Source organism: Pseudomonas sp. SA195, assembly GCF_054131565.1.
Genome location: NZ_CP096392.1, coordinates 844,422 through 860,166, shown reverse-complemented (window position 1 = coordinate 860,166; position 15,745 = coordinate 844,422). Strand labels below are relative to the sequence as shown.

Genomic DNA, 15,745 nt, shown 5'->3' with positions numbered 1-15,745 from the left:
GAATTAATTCGTCCCTACATGGGAAACGGGTCGGCTTGGCGGTTGGTGTGGTCGGGGTGCACAACCCACCGGGCGGGCCGGCAACGGCCCTGTAGGGGCGAATTTCATTCGCCCACCCCCTCCACCCCGGGCGAATGAATTCGCTCCTACATCTCGCGGGCGCGCTTGATACGGTGATCCCAACGGCGCTTGGCAAAACGACGCATGTTCGGGATGTCATCGGTCTCGTCCATGATCGGCTGGCCGATGATGGTTTCCATCACATCTTCCAGCGTCACCAGGCCGCGCCAGCTGCCGAACTCATCGTAGACCAGGCTCATGTGCTGGCGTTCGTGCAGCAACTGGGTCATCAGTTGCTCGACGCTGGTCAGTTCCGGCGTCACTTTCACCGGTTTCATCAGGCTCGACACCGGCGCGTCATCATCGGTCGCGGCGAGCGCGTCGTAGCGGAACACCACACCCAGCGGGCTTTCATCGTCGCCAATGACCGGGTAACGAGAGAATTGGCTGTCAGCGACCTTTGCCTTGAACGCGCCAATGGGCATGTCGGGCGAGGTGTAGTCGCAGACGGTCCGAGGCGTCATCACATCGCGCACACGCACTTCGTGCAGGTCGAGAATATTGCTGATGACGCGCAACTCGTCCTCGTCGAGGCTCTTGTTCTCGCGGCCTAGCACCGTCAGCGCCTTGATCTCCTGGCGGATGTCATGCTCCGGCTCCTTGCCGCCGACCGCACGCATGATCAAGTCGGACAGGTAGATGAACGGCTTGAGCAGCAGGATCATGCCGTTGAGCAGCGGCGGCAGGTACGGCGCCAGCGTGCGCCAATAACGCGCACCGATGGTCTTGGGCAAGATCTCGGACAGCACCAGGATCAGCACTGTCATCACCGCCGAGGCAACACCAACGTAGCCATTACCGAAGACGACCGTTACCTGCGCACCCACACCGGTCGCGCCAACGGTATGGGCAACGGTGTTCAGCGTCAGGATCGCCGCAAGCGGCTGGTCGACGTTGTCCTTTAGCTTTTTCAGGCGCTCGTAGAGCTTCGGCTTGGAGGCTTTCAGGTGTGCGACGAAGCTGGGTGTCAGCGATAGCAGGGCAGCTTCAAGAATCGAACAGATGAACGAAACGAGGATGGACAAGACAGCGAACGCTATCAGGAGGGTCATGTGTAAAACGCGTGGCCAAAGGGACGGCCACTGTACAAGGAATGCCGTGGTGCCACGTAATGACCCGCCGACGGGCATGCAACATTTCGTTTCCGCGTTGCGCGCGTGCTCGCCTGCCTGTGAAGGCGGCTTGCCGGTCACCGCTTGTTTCGACATGCCGCCTCGGCTAGGGTGCGCTCCCGACCCAAATGCGCCAAGGAGCATTGCCGTGATCAGAACAGGGATGTGGATACTGGGCACTTTGATGGCTGTCTCGGCGCAAGCGGCCGAACGCCAGGTCTATCTCGTCGCGACCGTTCAGCTGGACGGTTCCAGCCTGGCGCATAGCATCTTTCTTCACGAGCCGGATATCACTGATTTGCAGGGCTGCCTCGACGCTGTACGCGATGGCCAGAGCAAGCGTGACTGGCTGCGCTATCACCACATCTTTCGCAGCGACCGCTTCAAGGGCTTTTCTGGCCACCGTCGCTACCGCTGCGCCTACAGCGAGCAACGCTTCTCCGGTTGGCATGACGGCCCCCGCTACAACAAGCCCTACCTGATCGGCGTCGATGACGATGCCCAGCTCAGCGTTGCACGTATGGCCAGCCAGGCCGAATGCATGGCCGAGCTGCGTTCGCTGCCCGAAGCGCGACAGGCGCAGAGCTTCTGTGCCGTAGGCAACCAAAAGCTCAAGCGCTGAATGTAACCAGCCGCCCAGCCTTCGAGGCCGAGCGGCGGCGACGGGCAGTCAGGCAGGCTGATAGCTGCCCGGCACCGGTGCAAAGGACACCCCGAAGCGATTCCAGGCGTTGATCGTGGCGATGACCAGCGTCAGGTTGGTGAGCTGGGCTTCGGTGAACTGCGTGCGCACCTCGTCGAACAGCGCCTGTGACACGCCTTGCGGTAGCAGCGTGTTGGCTTCCGCCCAGGCCAGCGCGGCACGTTCGCGCTCGCTGAAGAAGGGCGTCTCGTGCCAGGCGCTGAGAGCGTAGATCCGTCGTTCGGTTTCGCCCAGAGCGCGCGCATCCTGGGTATGCATGTCGATGCAGAACGCACAGCCATTGAGCTGTGACACGCGAATCTTCACCAGCTCCATCAGCGGCTTGTCGATGCCATCCTCGCTATGGCTTTGGCGCGCCAGGTAACTTTCTAAGCTCCTCATGGCCTTGACGGCTTCGGGGGCAGCGGCGTGGTAGTTCATACGCATGGTGGTCACTCCTCGGTTCGATGTGAGGCCAAGGCTACGCAGCCGCCGTGCTGCGCTATTGTAGATTTTCGACATCCTGCGAAACCGCCCTCATGCCCAGCTTGCACGAACGTCTGCCCCGCCTCGAAGGCTTCATGACGCGCCACCCGCCGCCGGCGCTCGCGGCCCATGTGCAACGATTCTGGTGGTTGGAAGGCGACGCCGCAGCGATGCGGGACGAGCAGATGTTGCACCCCGACGGGGCCAGTGGCGTGATTTTCAATTTCGCCGACCCCATGGCCTTCGACGGCAGCCTGTATCGGCCCCGTACGCTGGTCGCCGGCCCGCACTTGACCAGTGCTCGGCTACAACTGAGCGGGCGGGTGAACCTTATGGGCGTACGCTTTCGACCAGGCATGGGGGCGCCGTTTCTGGGCGTCGGGCTGGACGAACTGGCCGGCTTTCATGGCGCCGATGGGCCGCGGCCAACCCTGGCCGGGCTGGTTGATCGGCTGGCCGAATTGAGCCGGCCCGCGCAACAGGCGCTGGTCGAAGGCTATCTGCTGCGTCAGTTGAGCGAACATCAGGCAGGTCGCGCCCCGGTACAACAGCTGCTCCAGCAGATCGCCGCCAGCGCCGGCCGAGCGCGACTGGCCGATTTGCTCACGAGCGTGCCGCTTGGCCAGCGACAACTGGAGCGTTTGTTCCGCCAGCAGGTCGGCCTGACGCCCAAGCAATTCAGCCGCATCCAACGCGTGGCCCTGGTCCGCCGGGAGCTTCGCGCCGGCGATCCGCTGCTCGATATCGCCCTGGCCTGCGGCTACAGCGACCAAGCGCATTTCATCCACGACTTTCGCGCCGTGGTCGGCATGACGCCTGGCCAGTACCGCCAACGGGCCAGGCGCGCGGACGTCTGAGCGTATCTGGCAAGATCCGTGGGAACCTTGTCATTGCGACAGGCCGTGCAGCGTCGCAGACTGCAGGCCTCTCTATCGATCGAGGTGCAGCATGGACGTCATCCGCACCATTGCCTGCCTGATCTACCCAGATGTCATGAGCCTGGACGTGACCGGCCCGATGCAGGTCTTCGCCTCGGCCAATGTCGAGCGCCAGCGCCAGGGCTTGCCGGCCAGTTACTCGCTACGGCTGATTGCTGATGCCTGCGGGCCGGTAGCGACGTCCGCCGGTTTGAGGCTGGTGGCTGACGCGGCATGGGCTGACATCAACCCGGCAGCACTCGATACGCTGCTGGTGCCGGGCGGTGCAGGCGTTTCGGAGCAACAGGGCAAGCAGGCGCTGCTCGACTGGCTGCGTCGCGCCGAACCGCAAGTGCGGCGCCTAGGCTCGGTGTGTTCGGGTGCGCTGATCCTGGCCGAAGCCGGGCTGTTCGACGGTCGCAAGGCGACCACCCACTGGGCGGACCTGCACGCGCTTGGCGAGTACGCTGCTGTCGACGTTCAGGGGGACCGCCTGCACACCTATGACCCGAACGATCCCCAGGCGGCGCACCTGTTCAGCTCGGCGGGCGTCACTGCCGGCATCGATCTGGCGCTCGCGTTGGTGGAGGCCGATCTCGGGCGTCCGATTGCCCTGGCTGTGGCACAGCGGTTGGTGATGTTTCTGCGCCGGCCAGGCGGGCAAACGCAATTCAGCCCGATGCTGGCTGCGCCGACTGGAACCGTGGCGCGGCTTGCCGCGCTTCTCGAATGGATTCCAGGACACCTAGGCGATGACCTGTCCATCGAAGCGCTGGCCGCGCAAGCGCACATGACGCCCCGCACCCTGTGCCGCCTGTTCAGTCAGGAGACCGGTATGGCGCCGGGGCAATACATCGAGCGGGTGCGCCTCGAAGCGGCTCGCAGCCTGTTGCTCGACGCCCAGGCCTCCATCGCGACAGTGGCGCGATTGACCGGTTTTGGCCATCCGGAAAACCTCAGGCGCAGCTTCCAGAAGCACCTCTCGGTCAGCCCGCGAGACTTCTACCAACGCTTCGGCTAAGCGGCAACCAGCCCCAGCAATCGATTCAACTTGGCACTGAGCCAGGCATCGCTGTGCCCGTCATTCAGGAGATCTCGCCATGCCGCTACTGCTTCGCAACCCCCAAGTATTGCGCTTATTCATCGCGCAGGCGTTGTTCTGGTCATGTTCGATGACCGGCATCATCCTCACCTCCATCGTCGGCCTGCGCCTGGCTCCATCGCCCGGCCTGGCCACCCTGCCCCTCGCCGTGCTGATGCTTGGTGGCCTGATTGCACTGCAGCCTGTCGCAGGGTTCATGCAGCGGCGCGGCCGCCGGGCCGGTTTCGTCATCGGTGCGCTGGCGGGCGTACTGGGCGGGTTGATCAGCGCAGGGGCCGTCTGGTCGGGTAGCTTCACCCTGCTCTGCCTCGGCGCGCTGCCCATCGGGGCCTACCAAGCCTCGGCGATGTATTACCGCTTCGCCGCGCTCGAGTCAGTCAGCGATGCGTATAAAGGCCGGGCCACCGCCTGCGTGATCGGTGGCGGTGTGGTCGCGGCGCTTGTGGCTCCGTCGCTGGGCAATGCGACACGCGACCTGCTCAGCGTTCCCTTCGTCGGCGCCTATCTGCTGATCGCGGTGCTCGCAGCCTTGGGGCTGGGGGTGCTCATGGGGCTGCGGACTCCTGCCATGGCCGCTGCCACCCAGACAGCACCTTCCGCAGTGCCGTGGCGTGAGCTGCTTGCGCGGCCCACCGTCCGTGCCGCCGTGCTGACCACCGCTGCCGGCCACGGCCTGATGATCCTGGTGATGAACGCCACGCCCCTGGCGATGCACGGCCACGGGCTGGATCTGCAGACCAGCGGGCAAGTCATCCAATGGCACATGCTCGGCATGTTCCTGCCGGCGTTCATAGCCGGCCCGCTTGTCGATCGGTTGGGCAGCCGAATGGTCGCCTGCGTCGGCGGCGGGCTGCTGATTGCCAGTGCGCTGGTCGCGCTGCTCGGCATCAGCCATCTTCATTTCCTGTTCAGTAGCTGCCTGCTCGGCATCGGCTGGAACTTGATGCTCGTCGCCGGCACCACCCAGCTCGGCCAAGGCCACAGCGCCACCGAACGTGCCAGCGCACAAGGCCTGATGGAATTGAGCAACGGTAGCGTCGCAGCGGTGATGTCCTTCGCCTCCGGAGCCCTGATCGCCCAGGCCGGCTGGGCGGCGGTGAACATCGGCCTGCTGCCGATCGTGACACTGGTGGTGCTGGTGCAAGTCGCGCAGGGGTATCGGAGAAGGCAGGTGGCGTGAAGCTAGAAGAGCAGCGCTTGCCGGACTGTCTTAGCGCGAACAAAAGGACTACGTCGGTCAGAGTCTCTCGTTTGATCGCCAGCAAGCTGGCTCCTACCGATGCGAAGGCGCTTGACCTATTGCGTGGTTCAAGCCGTCTACGTTCAGGCCTTACCCGCGCATGCAGTAATGCCAGTGTAGGAGCCAGCTTGCTGGCGATCACGCAGCCCGCATTAGCCGCTCGCCCGCCACGTAATGCCTAGGCAGTCGCTTGGGTAACGTGCGCGTGGTTTGCGATGCAAGGCCCCGCTCACCACGGGCTCAGGACCCTCCGTTAGCCAACGGCCGGTCGATACAGGTTTGCCTCTACACATCTTGAACGCAACGCGTTCTGCTAAAGCGCAGCCATCCGCTCATGTGCGCCTCACAAGCGCCTTTCGATCCTTCTTGGCCAGCGTCTGCGCCCGCAGACACCGTTGTAAAACCAAGTTGCGCCAACAATAAAATTGTTATGTTATAACTATTAAACATCTCAAACGCGCCCATTCGACATGACCGAAGCCGAACTCCTCGCCCAGCCACTCGACGACTACATGAACGCTGCCCAGCAGGCGTTCTTTCGCGACCTGCTGATACGGCAACGTACCGAGTTGCAGGCGCGTATAGCGGAAGAATTCCAGACGCTGCGCGATCAGGAACCAAGTAGCGATCCCTCGGACGTCGGCACAGCCGAGGAGCACCACCAGTGGCAATTGCGGCTACTGGAGCGAGAAAAAAAGCTGCTCGACAAGATTGACGATTCGCTCGACAGCCTTGCCCGCGGCGAGTACGGCTGGTGCGCTGAAACAGGCGAGCGGATTGGCCTGCGGCGCTTGTTGCTGCGTCCGACCACGACCTTGTGCATCGAAGCCAAGGAGCGCCAGGAAGCGCTCGAAAAACACAAGAGAACCGCCTGAGAGACCACCATGAAACGCCTCCCTGTTACCGTGCTGTCCGGCTTCCTCGGCGCCGGCAAAAGCACGCTGCTCAACCACATTCTCAAGAACCGTGAAGGTCGTCGCGTCGCGGTGATCGTCAACGACATGAGTGAAATCAATATTGATGGCGGCGAGGTGCAGCGCGACGTCAGCCTCAACCGTGCGCAGGAAAAACTCGTCGAGATGAGTAATGGCTGCATCTGTTGCACGCTGCGCGAAGATCTGCTCGACGAGGTCGGCCAGCTTGCTCGTGAAGGCCGCTTCGACTATCTGCTGATCGAGTCGACCGGCATCTCCGAGCCGCTACCCGTGGCCGAGACCTTCACCTTTCGCGACGATCAGGGCCAGAGCCTTGCGGACCTGGCGCGGCTGGACACCATGATCACTGTCGTTGACGGCGTAAATTTCCTGCGCGACTTTCAGGAAGCGGAAAGCCTCGCCAGCCGCGGCGAAACCCTGGGCGAGGAGGACGAGCGCTCGATCACAGACCTGCTGATCGAGCAGGTCGAGTTCGCTGACGTCATCTTGATCAGCAAGATCGACCTGATCTCCAGCGCTGAGCGCGAGGAGCTGACCGCCATCCTCGGCCGCCTGAATGCGCATGCTGACATCCTGCCGATGAGCATGGGCCAGGTACCCCTCGCACGCATTCTCGACACCAACCGGTTCGACTTCGAGCGCGCTGCGCAGGCGCCTGGTTGGTTGCAGGAACTTCGCGGTGAACACGTTCCTGAAACCGAGGAGTACGGCATCGCCTCGACGGTTTACCAGGCGCGACGCCCCTTTCACCCTCAACGCTTCCACGCATTTCTCAACCGCGAATGGACCAACGGCCGCCTGCTGCGCTCGAAGGGTTATTTCTGGCTCGCCAGCCGCCCGCAGGAGGCCGGCAGCTGGTCCCAGGCGGGCGGGTTGATGCGCTACGAATATGCCGGCCGCTGGTGGCGTTTCGTACCGGAGGCGCAATGGCCGGCGGATGAGGAATCAAGAGAATCGATCCACCAGAAATGGCACGGCGAATCAGGTGACTGTCGGCAGGAGCTGGTCTTCATCGGCCAACACATCGACTTCAGCCGCCTACGCGGCGAGCTCGACGCCTGCCTGCTCAACGACTACGAATGGAGCCTCGGCCCGGAACACTGGCTGCGCTTGCCCGACCCGTTTACGCCCTGGCATCGGGAGGTGGCGTGATGCTGGCGAGCCAAGCCGTTCGTTCGGCCCCGGAGCAACTGTTCAGTGATACGCCCGACGTGTTGGGCGATGCGCTGATGGACGGTGTCAATCTCACGGTGTGGCAGCGGAAGCTCCCTCTGCATGTCGCGCACTTCGCGCAGACACTGCTGAGGTTAGGCGAGCCGCTAGCCGAGTCGATCACGCTGGAGATTCAAACAGGCGAGGTGCGACTGCCAACGCTTGCTGACGCGTACCGCGACCTGGCCGGCCACGATGGTTTCGTCGCAGACATCGAATGGCTCGCGACGGCCTTCGCCTGCCTGCTAGACGCACGCCGTATCGGCATACGTCTGCGTGCGCTGGACAAGGCCATGTGCCCGCGTTTCCACGTTGACCACGTCCCGTTGCGCCTGATCACGACTTATGCCGGCGCCGGAAGCGAATGGCTGCCTGAACGCGCCATGCCCCGCCATCGCCTCGGTGACCCCACCGCCGAGCCGCAAGACAGGCGGAACATCGAACAACTGCTGGCAGGTGAGGTTGCGCTTTTCAAAGGCGAGAAATGGGCAGGAAACGAAGGCGCCGGCATCATTCACCGGTCCCCGGACGTAGCCGCTGAAAGTCGCCGGCTGATCCTGACACTGGATTGGTTGGCGTAGCCGAAGGGTGCGCGCGTTGCACACCGCTTCGGCGCAACGGCTTTAGGCCGCCATCTTCTCGCACTCTTCGGCGCACCGGCGGCAGGCGTTCGCGCAGGCTTGGCAGTGGTCCATCTGGTGCTGCCCGCACTCCTCTGCGCACTCGCGGCAAATCTGTGCACAGATACGGCACATCTCCTTGGCGAGCTTGCTGTCGCGGGTCATCAGCACGGCGGATAGCGCGCAGAGGTCGGCGCAGTCACGGTCGAGCTCGATGCAGCGCGCCATCATCTTTACGTCGTCCTCACGCAGGCACGATGCGGCGCAGGTCTCGCAGACGATGGCGCAGTTGGAACAAGCCTCGATACAGGATTGGTACTTGGAGTTGAGCATTGTGACCTCCTGGAAGAGATGGTTTGAAGCACGCCCAGATGGCCCTTCAGATGAACGAACCATGGGCCCACCCTTTTTGTGTTCAATCTCGTCCAGGTAAGTTCAGGAAAATGGCTGAGCGGCGTCGACGCGCACAGCGCTCGGCCCGCTAAAATGCCGGTCCGCACCTGTTTACTCGAAGCTGTCCGATGCCCTTCACACTCACGAGCGCCTGCGACTTTCAGGAAGTAATCCGCAAGAGCCGATTCCTGGCCCAGGCCGCCCCCATCGCTACGCCAGACGATGCACAGGCGTTCATTGAGGCGGTAAGCGATTTGAGCGCGACGCACAATTGCTGGGCTTGGAAGATCGGCAATCACTATCGATTCAGCGATGACGGCGAGCCCGGCGGCACTGCCGGACGACCCATGCTCACTGCCATCGAGGGACAAGCCTGCGATCAGGTGGTGGTCGTCGTGACGCGCTGGTATGGCGGTATTCAACTCGGCACCGGTGGGCTGGCGCGCGCCTATGGCGGTACTACAGCGAAATGCCTGCAGGCAGGCGAACAGCTCGAACTCGTCGAGCGCATCCGCTGCCGCTGCCATTGCCGGTTCGCCGAGCTGGCGCTAATCAAGGCGCGCCTGCCTGACCATGAGGCGCTGATTGAATCCGAAACCTTCGATGCTGAGGGTGCCGACCTCATCATCGCCCTGCCCCACGCGCAATTCGAAGCCTTGCGCGACCTCTTCGCCGATGTCAGCCGCGGCCGCTCAATCCTGCAACCGCTGGAACGCTGAAGCGCCGGTAGCGGAACTGAGCCGGCCCGATCTAGTCACCTGTAAGAGCGATACTGCCGTCGAAACGCGCGACGAAGCGCCGACGATGGCTGGAAGCGACACGTTTTCCCGCGAAACAGGAGTTAGACAAATGAAAAGTCGATACAAGTGGCTGATCCCTGGCGCCGTGCTGCTCACCACGCTGGGTATGGCCGGTTGCGATGTTGAAAAAACCGAGGAAGGCGAGATGCCTGAGGTCAACGTCGAGGGCGGAAAAATGCCTGAGTACGACGTAGACACGCCAGATGTCGACGTTGGCACCAAGGAGAAAACCGTTACCGTGCCCGACGTTGATGTCGACATGCCCGACGATGACGAACCGGACGTCGGCGAACCCGTCGAGCCGAACGTGCCGCAGACTCCGCCGCCAACCCAGCAGAACTGACGGGAGCGCGCCGCTTCGGTGCGCCTCTCCTATTCGCCGCATCGGGCTAGCCTGATGCGGCTTTTTATTGCCGCAGGGTTTTCCACCGTTGGTGTGCATGAGTTTGTGGATAACGTTGGGAACGTTGCGCCGGAGCCAGCAACCTCGCCGCCTCGCCAGCATTGCTCATTTTTTAACCGAAACGTCACATATCGCTGCTCACCAACCAAAACCCTTTGTTTTTCAAATATTTTTTCAAGGAAGCGGCAGTTCCGGGCTCGATCTCAAATAGCCATCATGGTGCACAACGGTTATGCGCAGGTTACGTGGACAACCGTGTGGATAACCGTTGGGCTTCCGCCGCTTGGCCGCGCCCGTTCTCGCTTACGCGTCTTTGCTCGTTTTTTGCACAGTGGTGCCTGGTGCGACCACACAGGTCGGCACCGCCGGAGGCTGACCTTGGGGTCAGCTCCGGACGCATGCTTAAATGCGCCTTTTCAAACGGGGGTTCCCATGTACGACTGGCTCAATGCGTTGCCAAAAGCCGAGCTCCACTTGCATCTTGAGGGCTCCCTCGAACCTGAACTGCTGTTCACCCTCGCCGAGCGCAACAAGATCGCCCTGCCGTGGAATGACGTGGACGCCCTCCGCAGCGCGTATAACTTCGGCAATCTGCAGGAATTTCTCGACCTGTATTACGCCGGCGCCAACGTGCTGCGCACCGAGCAGGACTTCTACGACCTGACGTGGGCCTACCTGCAGAAATGCGAAGCGCAAAACGTGGTTCACACCGAGCCGTTCTTCGATCCACAAACCCACACCGACCGCGGCGTTCCCTTCGAAGTGGCGATGCGCGGCATCAGCGAAGCCCTGGCGGACGGCCGCGAACTGCTGGGCATCAGCAGCGGACTGATCCTGAGCTTCCTGCGCCACCTGCCGGAAGAAGCGGCATTCGACACGCTCGCCCAGGCGATGCCGTTCCGCGACGCGTTCTTTGCGGTTGGTCTGGACAGTTCCGAAGTGGGTCATCCGCCGAGCAAGTTCGAGCGTGTGTTCGCCAAGGCTCGTGCTGAAGGCTTCCTCGCGGTTGCGCATGCCGGTGAAGAAGGCCCGCCTGAATACATCTGGCAGGCGCTGGATCTGCTCAAGGTGAGCCGTATCGACCACGGCGTTCGCTCTGCTGAAGATCCCAGGCTGATCGAGCGGCTGATCGACGAGCAGATTCCGCTCACCGTGTGCCCGCTGTCTAACACCAAGCTTTGCGTGTTCGATGACATGAGCCAGCACAACATCCTGCAGATGTTGGAGCAAGGCGTGAAAGTCACGGTGAACTCTGACGATCCGGCCTACTTTGGCGGCTACGTGACAGAGAACTTCATGGCGCTGCACGACAGCCTCGGCATGACCGAGGACCAGGCGCGCCGGCTGGCGCAGAACAGCCTGGACGCGCGCCTGGCCAACTGACCGCTCAAATGGCGAACGGCGCCTGGTCGAGCAGCACACTGCATCGCTCGACCAGGTGCTCGCGCAGCAGCCGCAGGGTTTCGCCCAGGTGCGCGCGATGAGCGCAAATCAGATTCAGCGGCGTCGGCTCGCCGAGCAGCTGCGGTAGCAGGACGACCAAACGCCCCGCCTGTACATCCTGCGCGATATCCAGCCAGGACTTGTACACCACGCCCCGCCCCGCCAGCGCCCAGCGGCGCACCACATCCGCGTCGTCGCTGATGCGATCCCCCGTGACCGGCTGCACCAGCTCGCGTGGGCCATCGCGAAAACACCAGCGCTCGTGCATCCGCCCGGCCAGCATGTAGCGCAGGCAGTTGTGCCCGGCCAGGTCGGCGAGCGCGCGCGGTGTGCCCCGCTCGGCCAGATAGGCAGGCGATGCACAGAGCACGCGGCGATTGGCAGGCGCGACCGGCAGCGCGACGAGGCTCGAATCCTCCGGCTGCCCGTAGCGCAGCGCGATATCCACCGGCTGCCGGAACAGGTCGGCGTTACGATCGGCAAGCAGCACGCGCAGGCTCAGCTGGGGATGCTGCAGCTGAAACTCGTCCAGCCAAGGCAGCAATACGTTGCGCCCGAAATCCGATGGGGCCGACAGTTGCAGCAGCCCGCTGATAGTGGCCTTGCCGCCCGCCAGCAATTGCTGGCCGTCGCGCAGGCTTTGCAGGGCAGCCCGAGCATGCGGCAGGTACTGCTCGCCCTCGCCCGTCAAGCGCAAGCTGCGCGTCGAGCGCACCAGCAGCCGGCAGCCGAGCCCTGTTTCCAACCGCTTCAGCGCAGCGCTGGCGACCGCCGGCGACAGCTCAAGGCGCCGAGCGGCAGCGGACAAGCTGCCCAGCTCGGCGGTCATCACGAATACCTGAAGGTCGTCGGTCCGTAGCATTTTCAAAAATCTGTTGAAAGAGCCTCTGCTGAATATGCGGTTTTTCTACGAAACGAGAAAGCCGAACATGGCGCATCCCGCCACTCCCAGAGGAAGCGCCATGAAAGCCATCGGTTATACCCAGTCCTTGCCTATCGACGATCCCCGCGCCTTGCTCGACATCGAGCTGCCTGAGCCCGTACTCGGCCCGCGCGATCTGCTGGTCGAAGTCCGAGCGATTTCGGTGAACCCCGTCGACACCAAGATCCGCATGCGTGTACAGCCGGAAGCCGGCCAGCATCAGGTGCTCGGCTGGGATGTCGCCGGTGTGGTGCGCGCGGTGGGAAGCGACGTGAGCCTGTTCAAGCCCGGCGACGAAGTGTTCTATGCGGGCGCTCTGGATCGCCCCGGCGCCAACAGCGAGCTGCACCGGGTCGACGAGCGCATCGTCGGGCGCAAGCCGGCCAGCCTGGATTTCGCCGCGGCGGCAGCGTTGCCGCTGACCTCGATCACCGCCTGGGAATTGCTTTTCGAGCGGCTACAAATCGCCGAAGGCAGTGAACGCAGCGAGAGCCTGCTGATCGTCGGCGCGGCAGGCGGCGTAGGCTCGATTCTGACGCAGCTGGCGCGGCAGTTGACCGGGCTGCAGGTGATCGGAACGGCTTCGCGCAGCGAAACCCGGGACTGGGTGCGCGACCTGGGCGCTCACGAGGTGATCGACCACAGCGAACCGCTGGCGGCTGAACTCAAGCGCGTCGGCATCGACGAGGTCAGCCATGTCGCCAGCCTGACGCACACCGACGTGCATCTGCCGCAGATCGTCGAGGCGCTACGCCCGCAAGGTCGCCTGGCGCTGATCGACGACCCGGCGAGCCTCGACATCAGCCTGCTCAAGCGCAAGAGTTTGTCGCTGCACTGGGAGTTCATGTACACCCGCTCGATGTTCCAGACGGCGGACATGATCGAACAGCACCGGCTGCTCAATCGGGTAGCCGAGTTGATCGACCGTGGCGTGCTCAAGACCACCCTGGGCGAACACTACGGCACCATCAACGCGCACAATCTGCGCCGCGCCCATGCCTTTATCGAAAGCGGCAAGGCCAAGGGCAAGATCGTGCTCGAAGGCTTCTGATCCCTAGCGAGGGGCAGCCTCGGCATCTTCCCGGGCGAAACTGTGCTGGCCTGAGTACCAGGCCAGACAGGCCGCCAACAGCGAGCAAACGGTGATCACCAGCGCCATCGGCACCGCGCTACCGTCGTGCAGCCAGCCCACCGATGCCGATGCCAGCGACGCCACGCAGAACTGCAAACTGCCCATCAGGGCCGACGCCAACCCGGCTTGGCGACCCTGCCTCGCCATGGCGCATGCCGTTGCGTTGGGCAGAATGCTGCCAAGGCTCGCCAAGCCGGCGAACAGGGGAATCAACAGCGGCCAGAGCGCATCTGGCCGGCTCAGCGCGATAGCCAGCAGAATCGCGCCGCACGCGAAATAGAACCAGACGAAGCGGCGCAGCCAGAAGCCTGGCCCGCGCAGGCGCAACAAGCGCGCATTGATCTGCGAAACAACGATGAACCCCGCCGCATTACTGCCGAACAGCCAACCGTAATGTTCAGCGGGCACTCCATAGAGTTCGATGAAGACGAACGGCGAGCCGGCGATATAGCCAAACATTCCAGCCATCGCCACGCCGCCAGCCAGTGCATAGGCGATGAACTCACGGTCACGGAACAGGGCGAGATAACGCCCGAGCGTACCGCCGAGCGGCAGCTTGGGCGCATCGGCCGGCAGCGTTTCCGGCAAGCGCAGCGCGACCGCAATGCCGCATAGCGCGCTGAAGATCGTCAGCGAGACGAAGATCGCCTGCCAGCCAAAGGCATTCATCAATACGCCGCCAGCCAGGGGCGCGAGGATCGGTGCCAGGCCCATCACCAGCATCAACTGCGAAAAGACCTTCGCCCCTTGCACCGGATCGCAACTGTCCCGCACCACGGCGCGCGTCACCACGATACCCGCGCAACCGCCCAGCGCCTGGACGAAACGCGCGCCGATCAACCAGTCCAGCGAAGGCGCGAACGCACAGGCGAGCGAGGCCAGCGTGAACAGCGAGACCCCGACCAACAAGGGCCAGCGCCGGCCGTATCGATCGGCCAATGGCCCATAGACCAGCTGGCCGAGCGCAAGCCCGACGAAGTACGCCGCGAGCGACAGTTGCACGTGCTCCACATCCGTGGCAAAAGCGCGCGCCATCGCCGGAAAGGCCGGCAGGTAGAAATCGATGGCCAACGGGCCGAAGGCGCTGAGCGCGCCCAGCATCAAAAGGATCGGAAGGGGCATTGGGGAACGACTCGCGAAGCGAAAAAAGGACCGATTCCGCGGCGAGTGGGCGTCGCGGCGACGGATCGAACGTTTACAGGAAAGCCCGGATGCTGTTACATACAAAGACGATTGTAAACAAGCAAAGTTGCAGAAGTTGAGGGATGAACTCCGCGCTGCCCGCCCGTCAGGGCCTTTTGACTCAGCTTCGAGCTGCCATATCCAGACATGCGAAGAACCAAAGAAGACGCCGAAAAAACCCGTGTAGCGCTGCTCGAATCAGCCGAGCGGCTGTTCCTCGACAAGGGAGTGGCGCACACCAGCCTCGATCAGATTGCGCGTGACGCCGGTGTCACGCGTGGCGCCGTGTACTGGCATTTCCAGAACAAGGCCCATCTGTTTCACGAAATGCTCAACCAGGTCCGCCTGCCGCCAGAGCAGATGGCCGAGCGCCTCTGCAGTTGCACCCAGCAGCAGCCGCTCAAGGCGCTGCGCGACTTGTGCCTTGAAGGCATCGGCTCCCTGGGCCGCGACGAACAAAAACGCCGCGTGATGACCATTCTGCTGCACCGATGCGAATTCACCGAAGAGCTGCGCGAGGCCGAAGAGCGCCATCACGCGTTCATCAACCAGTTCATCGAACTGTGCGAAAAGCTTCTGGAATGCGCCGGCAGCACCTTGCGCCCCGGTGTAACGCCGCGCCTGGCCGCGCGAACCATCCATGCGCTGATCGTCGGCCTGTTCAGCGACTGGACCCGCGACCAAACCCTGTTCGATCCGCAGACCGATGCCGCTGCCCTCGTCGACCCGGTATTCCGCGGTCTCGTACGGGACTGGGACGATCTGGAGACCGCTCCCGCCCCGGCCTGATCACGTCGATGCCAACGGCGGCCGCAACGGCCGCCGCTGGTCAACCGAGCTGATACCCCTCCGCCTCGATGGCTTCACGAATGGCCTGATCGCTCAACTCGCCCTGCACCTCGACTTGGCCTCGCTCAAGATCCACGCGTACCACCGCACCAGGCTCCCGCGCCTGGATCGCCTGGGTCACGGCACGCTCGCAATGAGCACAAGTCATACCGGTTACTTGGAATGTCCGCATGGTGAAGCCTCCGTCTCGATGAT

Annotated in this window: 18 protein-coding genes; 12 read left to right on the top strand and 6 right to left on the bottom strand. The window is 63.1% G+C overall.

The annotated features are described in order from the left end of the window. Positions 1-146: 146 nt before the first annotated feature. Entirely contained in the window at positions 147-1,172 is a 1,026-nt protein-coding gene (locus M1D78_RS03895) for a CNNM domain-containing protein (protein ID WP_437422623.1), read from the bottom strand. Between the two features lie 223 nt (positions 1,173-1,395). Here M1D78_RS03895 and M1D78_RS03890 point away from each other — a divergent pair, with 223 nt between their 5' ends. Then, a complete protein-coding gene (locus M1D78_RS03890) occupies positions 1,396-1,854 on the top strand; it encodes a hypothetical protein (RefSeq protein WP_437422720.1) in 459 nt (152 codons plus the stop codon). Positions 1,855-1,902: 48 nt separating this feature from the next. On the opposite strand, the gene M1D78_RS03885 is transcribed toward M1D78_RS03890, so the two are convergent. After that, the gene (locus M1D78_RS03885; RefSeq protein WP_437422622.1) at positions 1,903-2,361 is read right to left on the bottom strand and encodes a carboxymuconolactone decarboxylase family protein; all 459 of its coding nucleotides are present in this window, start codon (positions 2,359-2,361) and stop codon (positions 1,903-1,905) included. A 92-nt stretch (positions 2,362-2,453) separates the two neighbouring features. Here M1D78_RS03885 and M1D78_RS03880 point away from each other — a divergent pair, with 92 nt between their 5' ends. The 6 genes from M1D78_RS03880 (at position 2,454) to M1D78_RS03855 (ending at position 8,387) form a co-directional block, all read left to right on the top strand. Continuing rightward, the gene (locus M1D78_RS03880; RefSeq protein ID WP_437422621.1) at positions 2,454-3,257 is read left to right on the top strand and encodes a helix-turn-helix domain-containing protein; all 804 of its coding nucleotides are present in this window, start codon (positions 2,454-2,456) and stop codon (positions 3,255-3,257) included. 91 nt (positions 3,258-3,348) lie between these two features. Continuing rightward, entirely contained in the window at positions 3,349-4,338 is a 990-nt protein-coding gene (locus M1D78_RS03875) for a GlxA family transcriptional regulator (RefSeq protein WP_437422620.1), read from the top strand. A 79-nt stretch (positions 4,339-4,417) separates the two neighbouring features. Continuing rightward, positions 4,418-5,599 (top strand): MFS transporter, encoded by a 1,182-nt coding sequence (locus M1D78_RS03870; protein ID WP_437422619.1) that lies wholly within the window; start codon positions 4,418-4,420, stop codon positions 5,597-5,599. A gap of 530 nt (positions 5,600-6,129) precedes the next feature. Then, the gene (gene dksA / locus M1D78_RS03865; RefSeq protein ID WP_437422618.1) at positions 6,130-6,534 is read left to right on the top strand and encodes an RNA polymerase-binding protein DksA; all 405 of its coding nucleotides are present in this window, start codon (positions 6,130-6,132) and stop codon (positions 6,532-6,534) included. Positions 6,535-6,543: 9 nt separating this feature from the next. Further along, positions 6,544-7,746 carry a zinc metallochaperone GTPase ZigA gene (gene zigA, locus M1D78_RS03860; RefSeq protein WP_437422617.1) on the top strand — a complete coding sequence of 401 codons (1,203 nt, stop codon included), beginning with the start codon at positions 6,544-6,546 and terminating at the stop codon, positions 7,744-7,746. Beyond that, a complete protein-coding gene (locus tag M1D78_RS03855) occupies positions 7,746-8,387 on the top strand; it encodes a DUF1826 domain-containing protein (protein WP_437422616.1) in 642 nt (213 codons plus the stop codon). The genes zigA and M1D78_RS03855 overlap by 1 nt, the downstream gene beginning before the upstream one ends. A gap of 42 nt (positions 8,388-8,429) precedes the next feature. On the opposite strand, the gene M1D78_RS03850 is transcribed toward M1D78_RS03855, so the two are convergent. Beyond that, positions 8,430-8,759, bottom strand: coding sequence for a four-helix bundle copper-binding protein (locus tag M1D78_RS03850; RefSeq protein ID WP_437422615.1), 330 nt, complete (start codon positions 8,757-8,759; stop codon positions 8,430-8,432). 188 nt (positions 8,760-8,947) lie between these two features. On the opposite strand from M1D78_RS03850, the gene M1D78_RS03845 reads away from it, so the two are divergent. The 3 genes from M1D78_RS03845 to M1D78_RS03835 all read left to right on the top strand — a co-directional run bounded on the left by M1D78_RS03845 (position 8,948) and on the right by M1D78_RS03835 (position 11,405). After that, positions 8,948-9,538, top strand: a complete 591-nt coding sequence (locus tag M1D78_RS03845; RefSeq protein WP_437422614.1) for an IMPACT family protein — start codon at positions 8,948-8,950, stop codon at positions 9,536-9,538. 130 nt (positions 9,539-9,668) lie between these two features. Further along, positions 9,669-9,962: a hypothetical protein gene (locus tag M1D78_RS03840; protein WP_437422613.1), complete on the top strand. Its 294-nt coding sequence runs from the start codon at positions 9,669-9,671 to the stop codon at positions 9,960-9,962. 492 nt (positions 9,963-10,454) lie between these two features. Further along, complete coding sequence (locus tag M1D78_RS03835; protein ID WP_437422612.1) at positions 10,455-11,405, top strand: adenosine deaminase; 951 nt, start codon at positions 10,455-10,457, stop codon at positions 11,403-11,405. 4 nt (positions 11,406-11,409) lie between these two features. Here M1D78_RS03835 and M1D78_RS03830 read toward each other — a convergent pair whose 3' ends face one another. Beyond that, entirely contained in the window at positions 11,410-12,327 is a 918-nt protein-coding gene (locus M1D78_RS03830; RefSeq protein WP_437422611.1) for a LysR family transcriptional regulator, read from the bottom strand. Positions 12,328-12,427: 100 nt separating this feature from the next. Here M1D78_RS03830 and M1D78_RS03825 point away from each other — a divergent pair, with 100 nt between their 5' ends. Next, entirely contained in the window at positions 12,428-13,438 is a 1,011-nt protein-coding gene (locus M1D78_RS03825) for a zinc-binding alcohol dehydrogenase family protein (RefSeq protein ID WP_437422610.1), read from the top strand. A 3-nt stretch (positions 13,439-13,441) separates the two neighbouring features. Here the strand turns inward: M1D78_RS03825 and M1D78_RS03820 are convergent, their stop codons facing one another. Then, entirely contained in the window at positions 13,442-14,641 is a 1,200-nt protein-coding gene (locus tag M1D78_RS03820) for a multidrug effflux MFS transporter (RefSeq protein WP_437422609.1), read from the bottom strand. Positions 14,642-14,848: 207 nt separating this feature from the next. On the opposite strand from M1D78_RS03820, the gene M1D78_RS03815 reads away from it, so the two are divergent. Next, entirely contained in the window at positions 14,849-15,490 is a 642-nt protein-coding gene (locus M1D78_RS03815) for a TetR family transcriptional regulator (protein WP_437422608.1), read from the top strand. Between the two features lie 40 nt (positions 15,491-15,530). On the opposite strand, the gene M1D78_RS03810 is transcribed toward M1D78_RS03815, so the two are convergent. After that, a complete protein-coding gene (locus M1D78_RS03810) occupies positions 15,531-15,722 on the bottom strand; it encodes a heavy-metal-associated domain-containing protein (RefSeq protein WP_437422607.1) in 192 nt (63 codons plus the stop codon). Positions 15,723-15,745 lie beyond the last annotated feature (23 nt).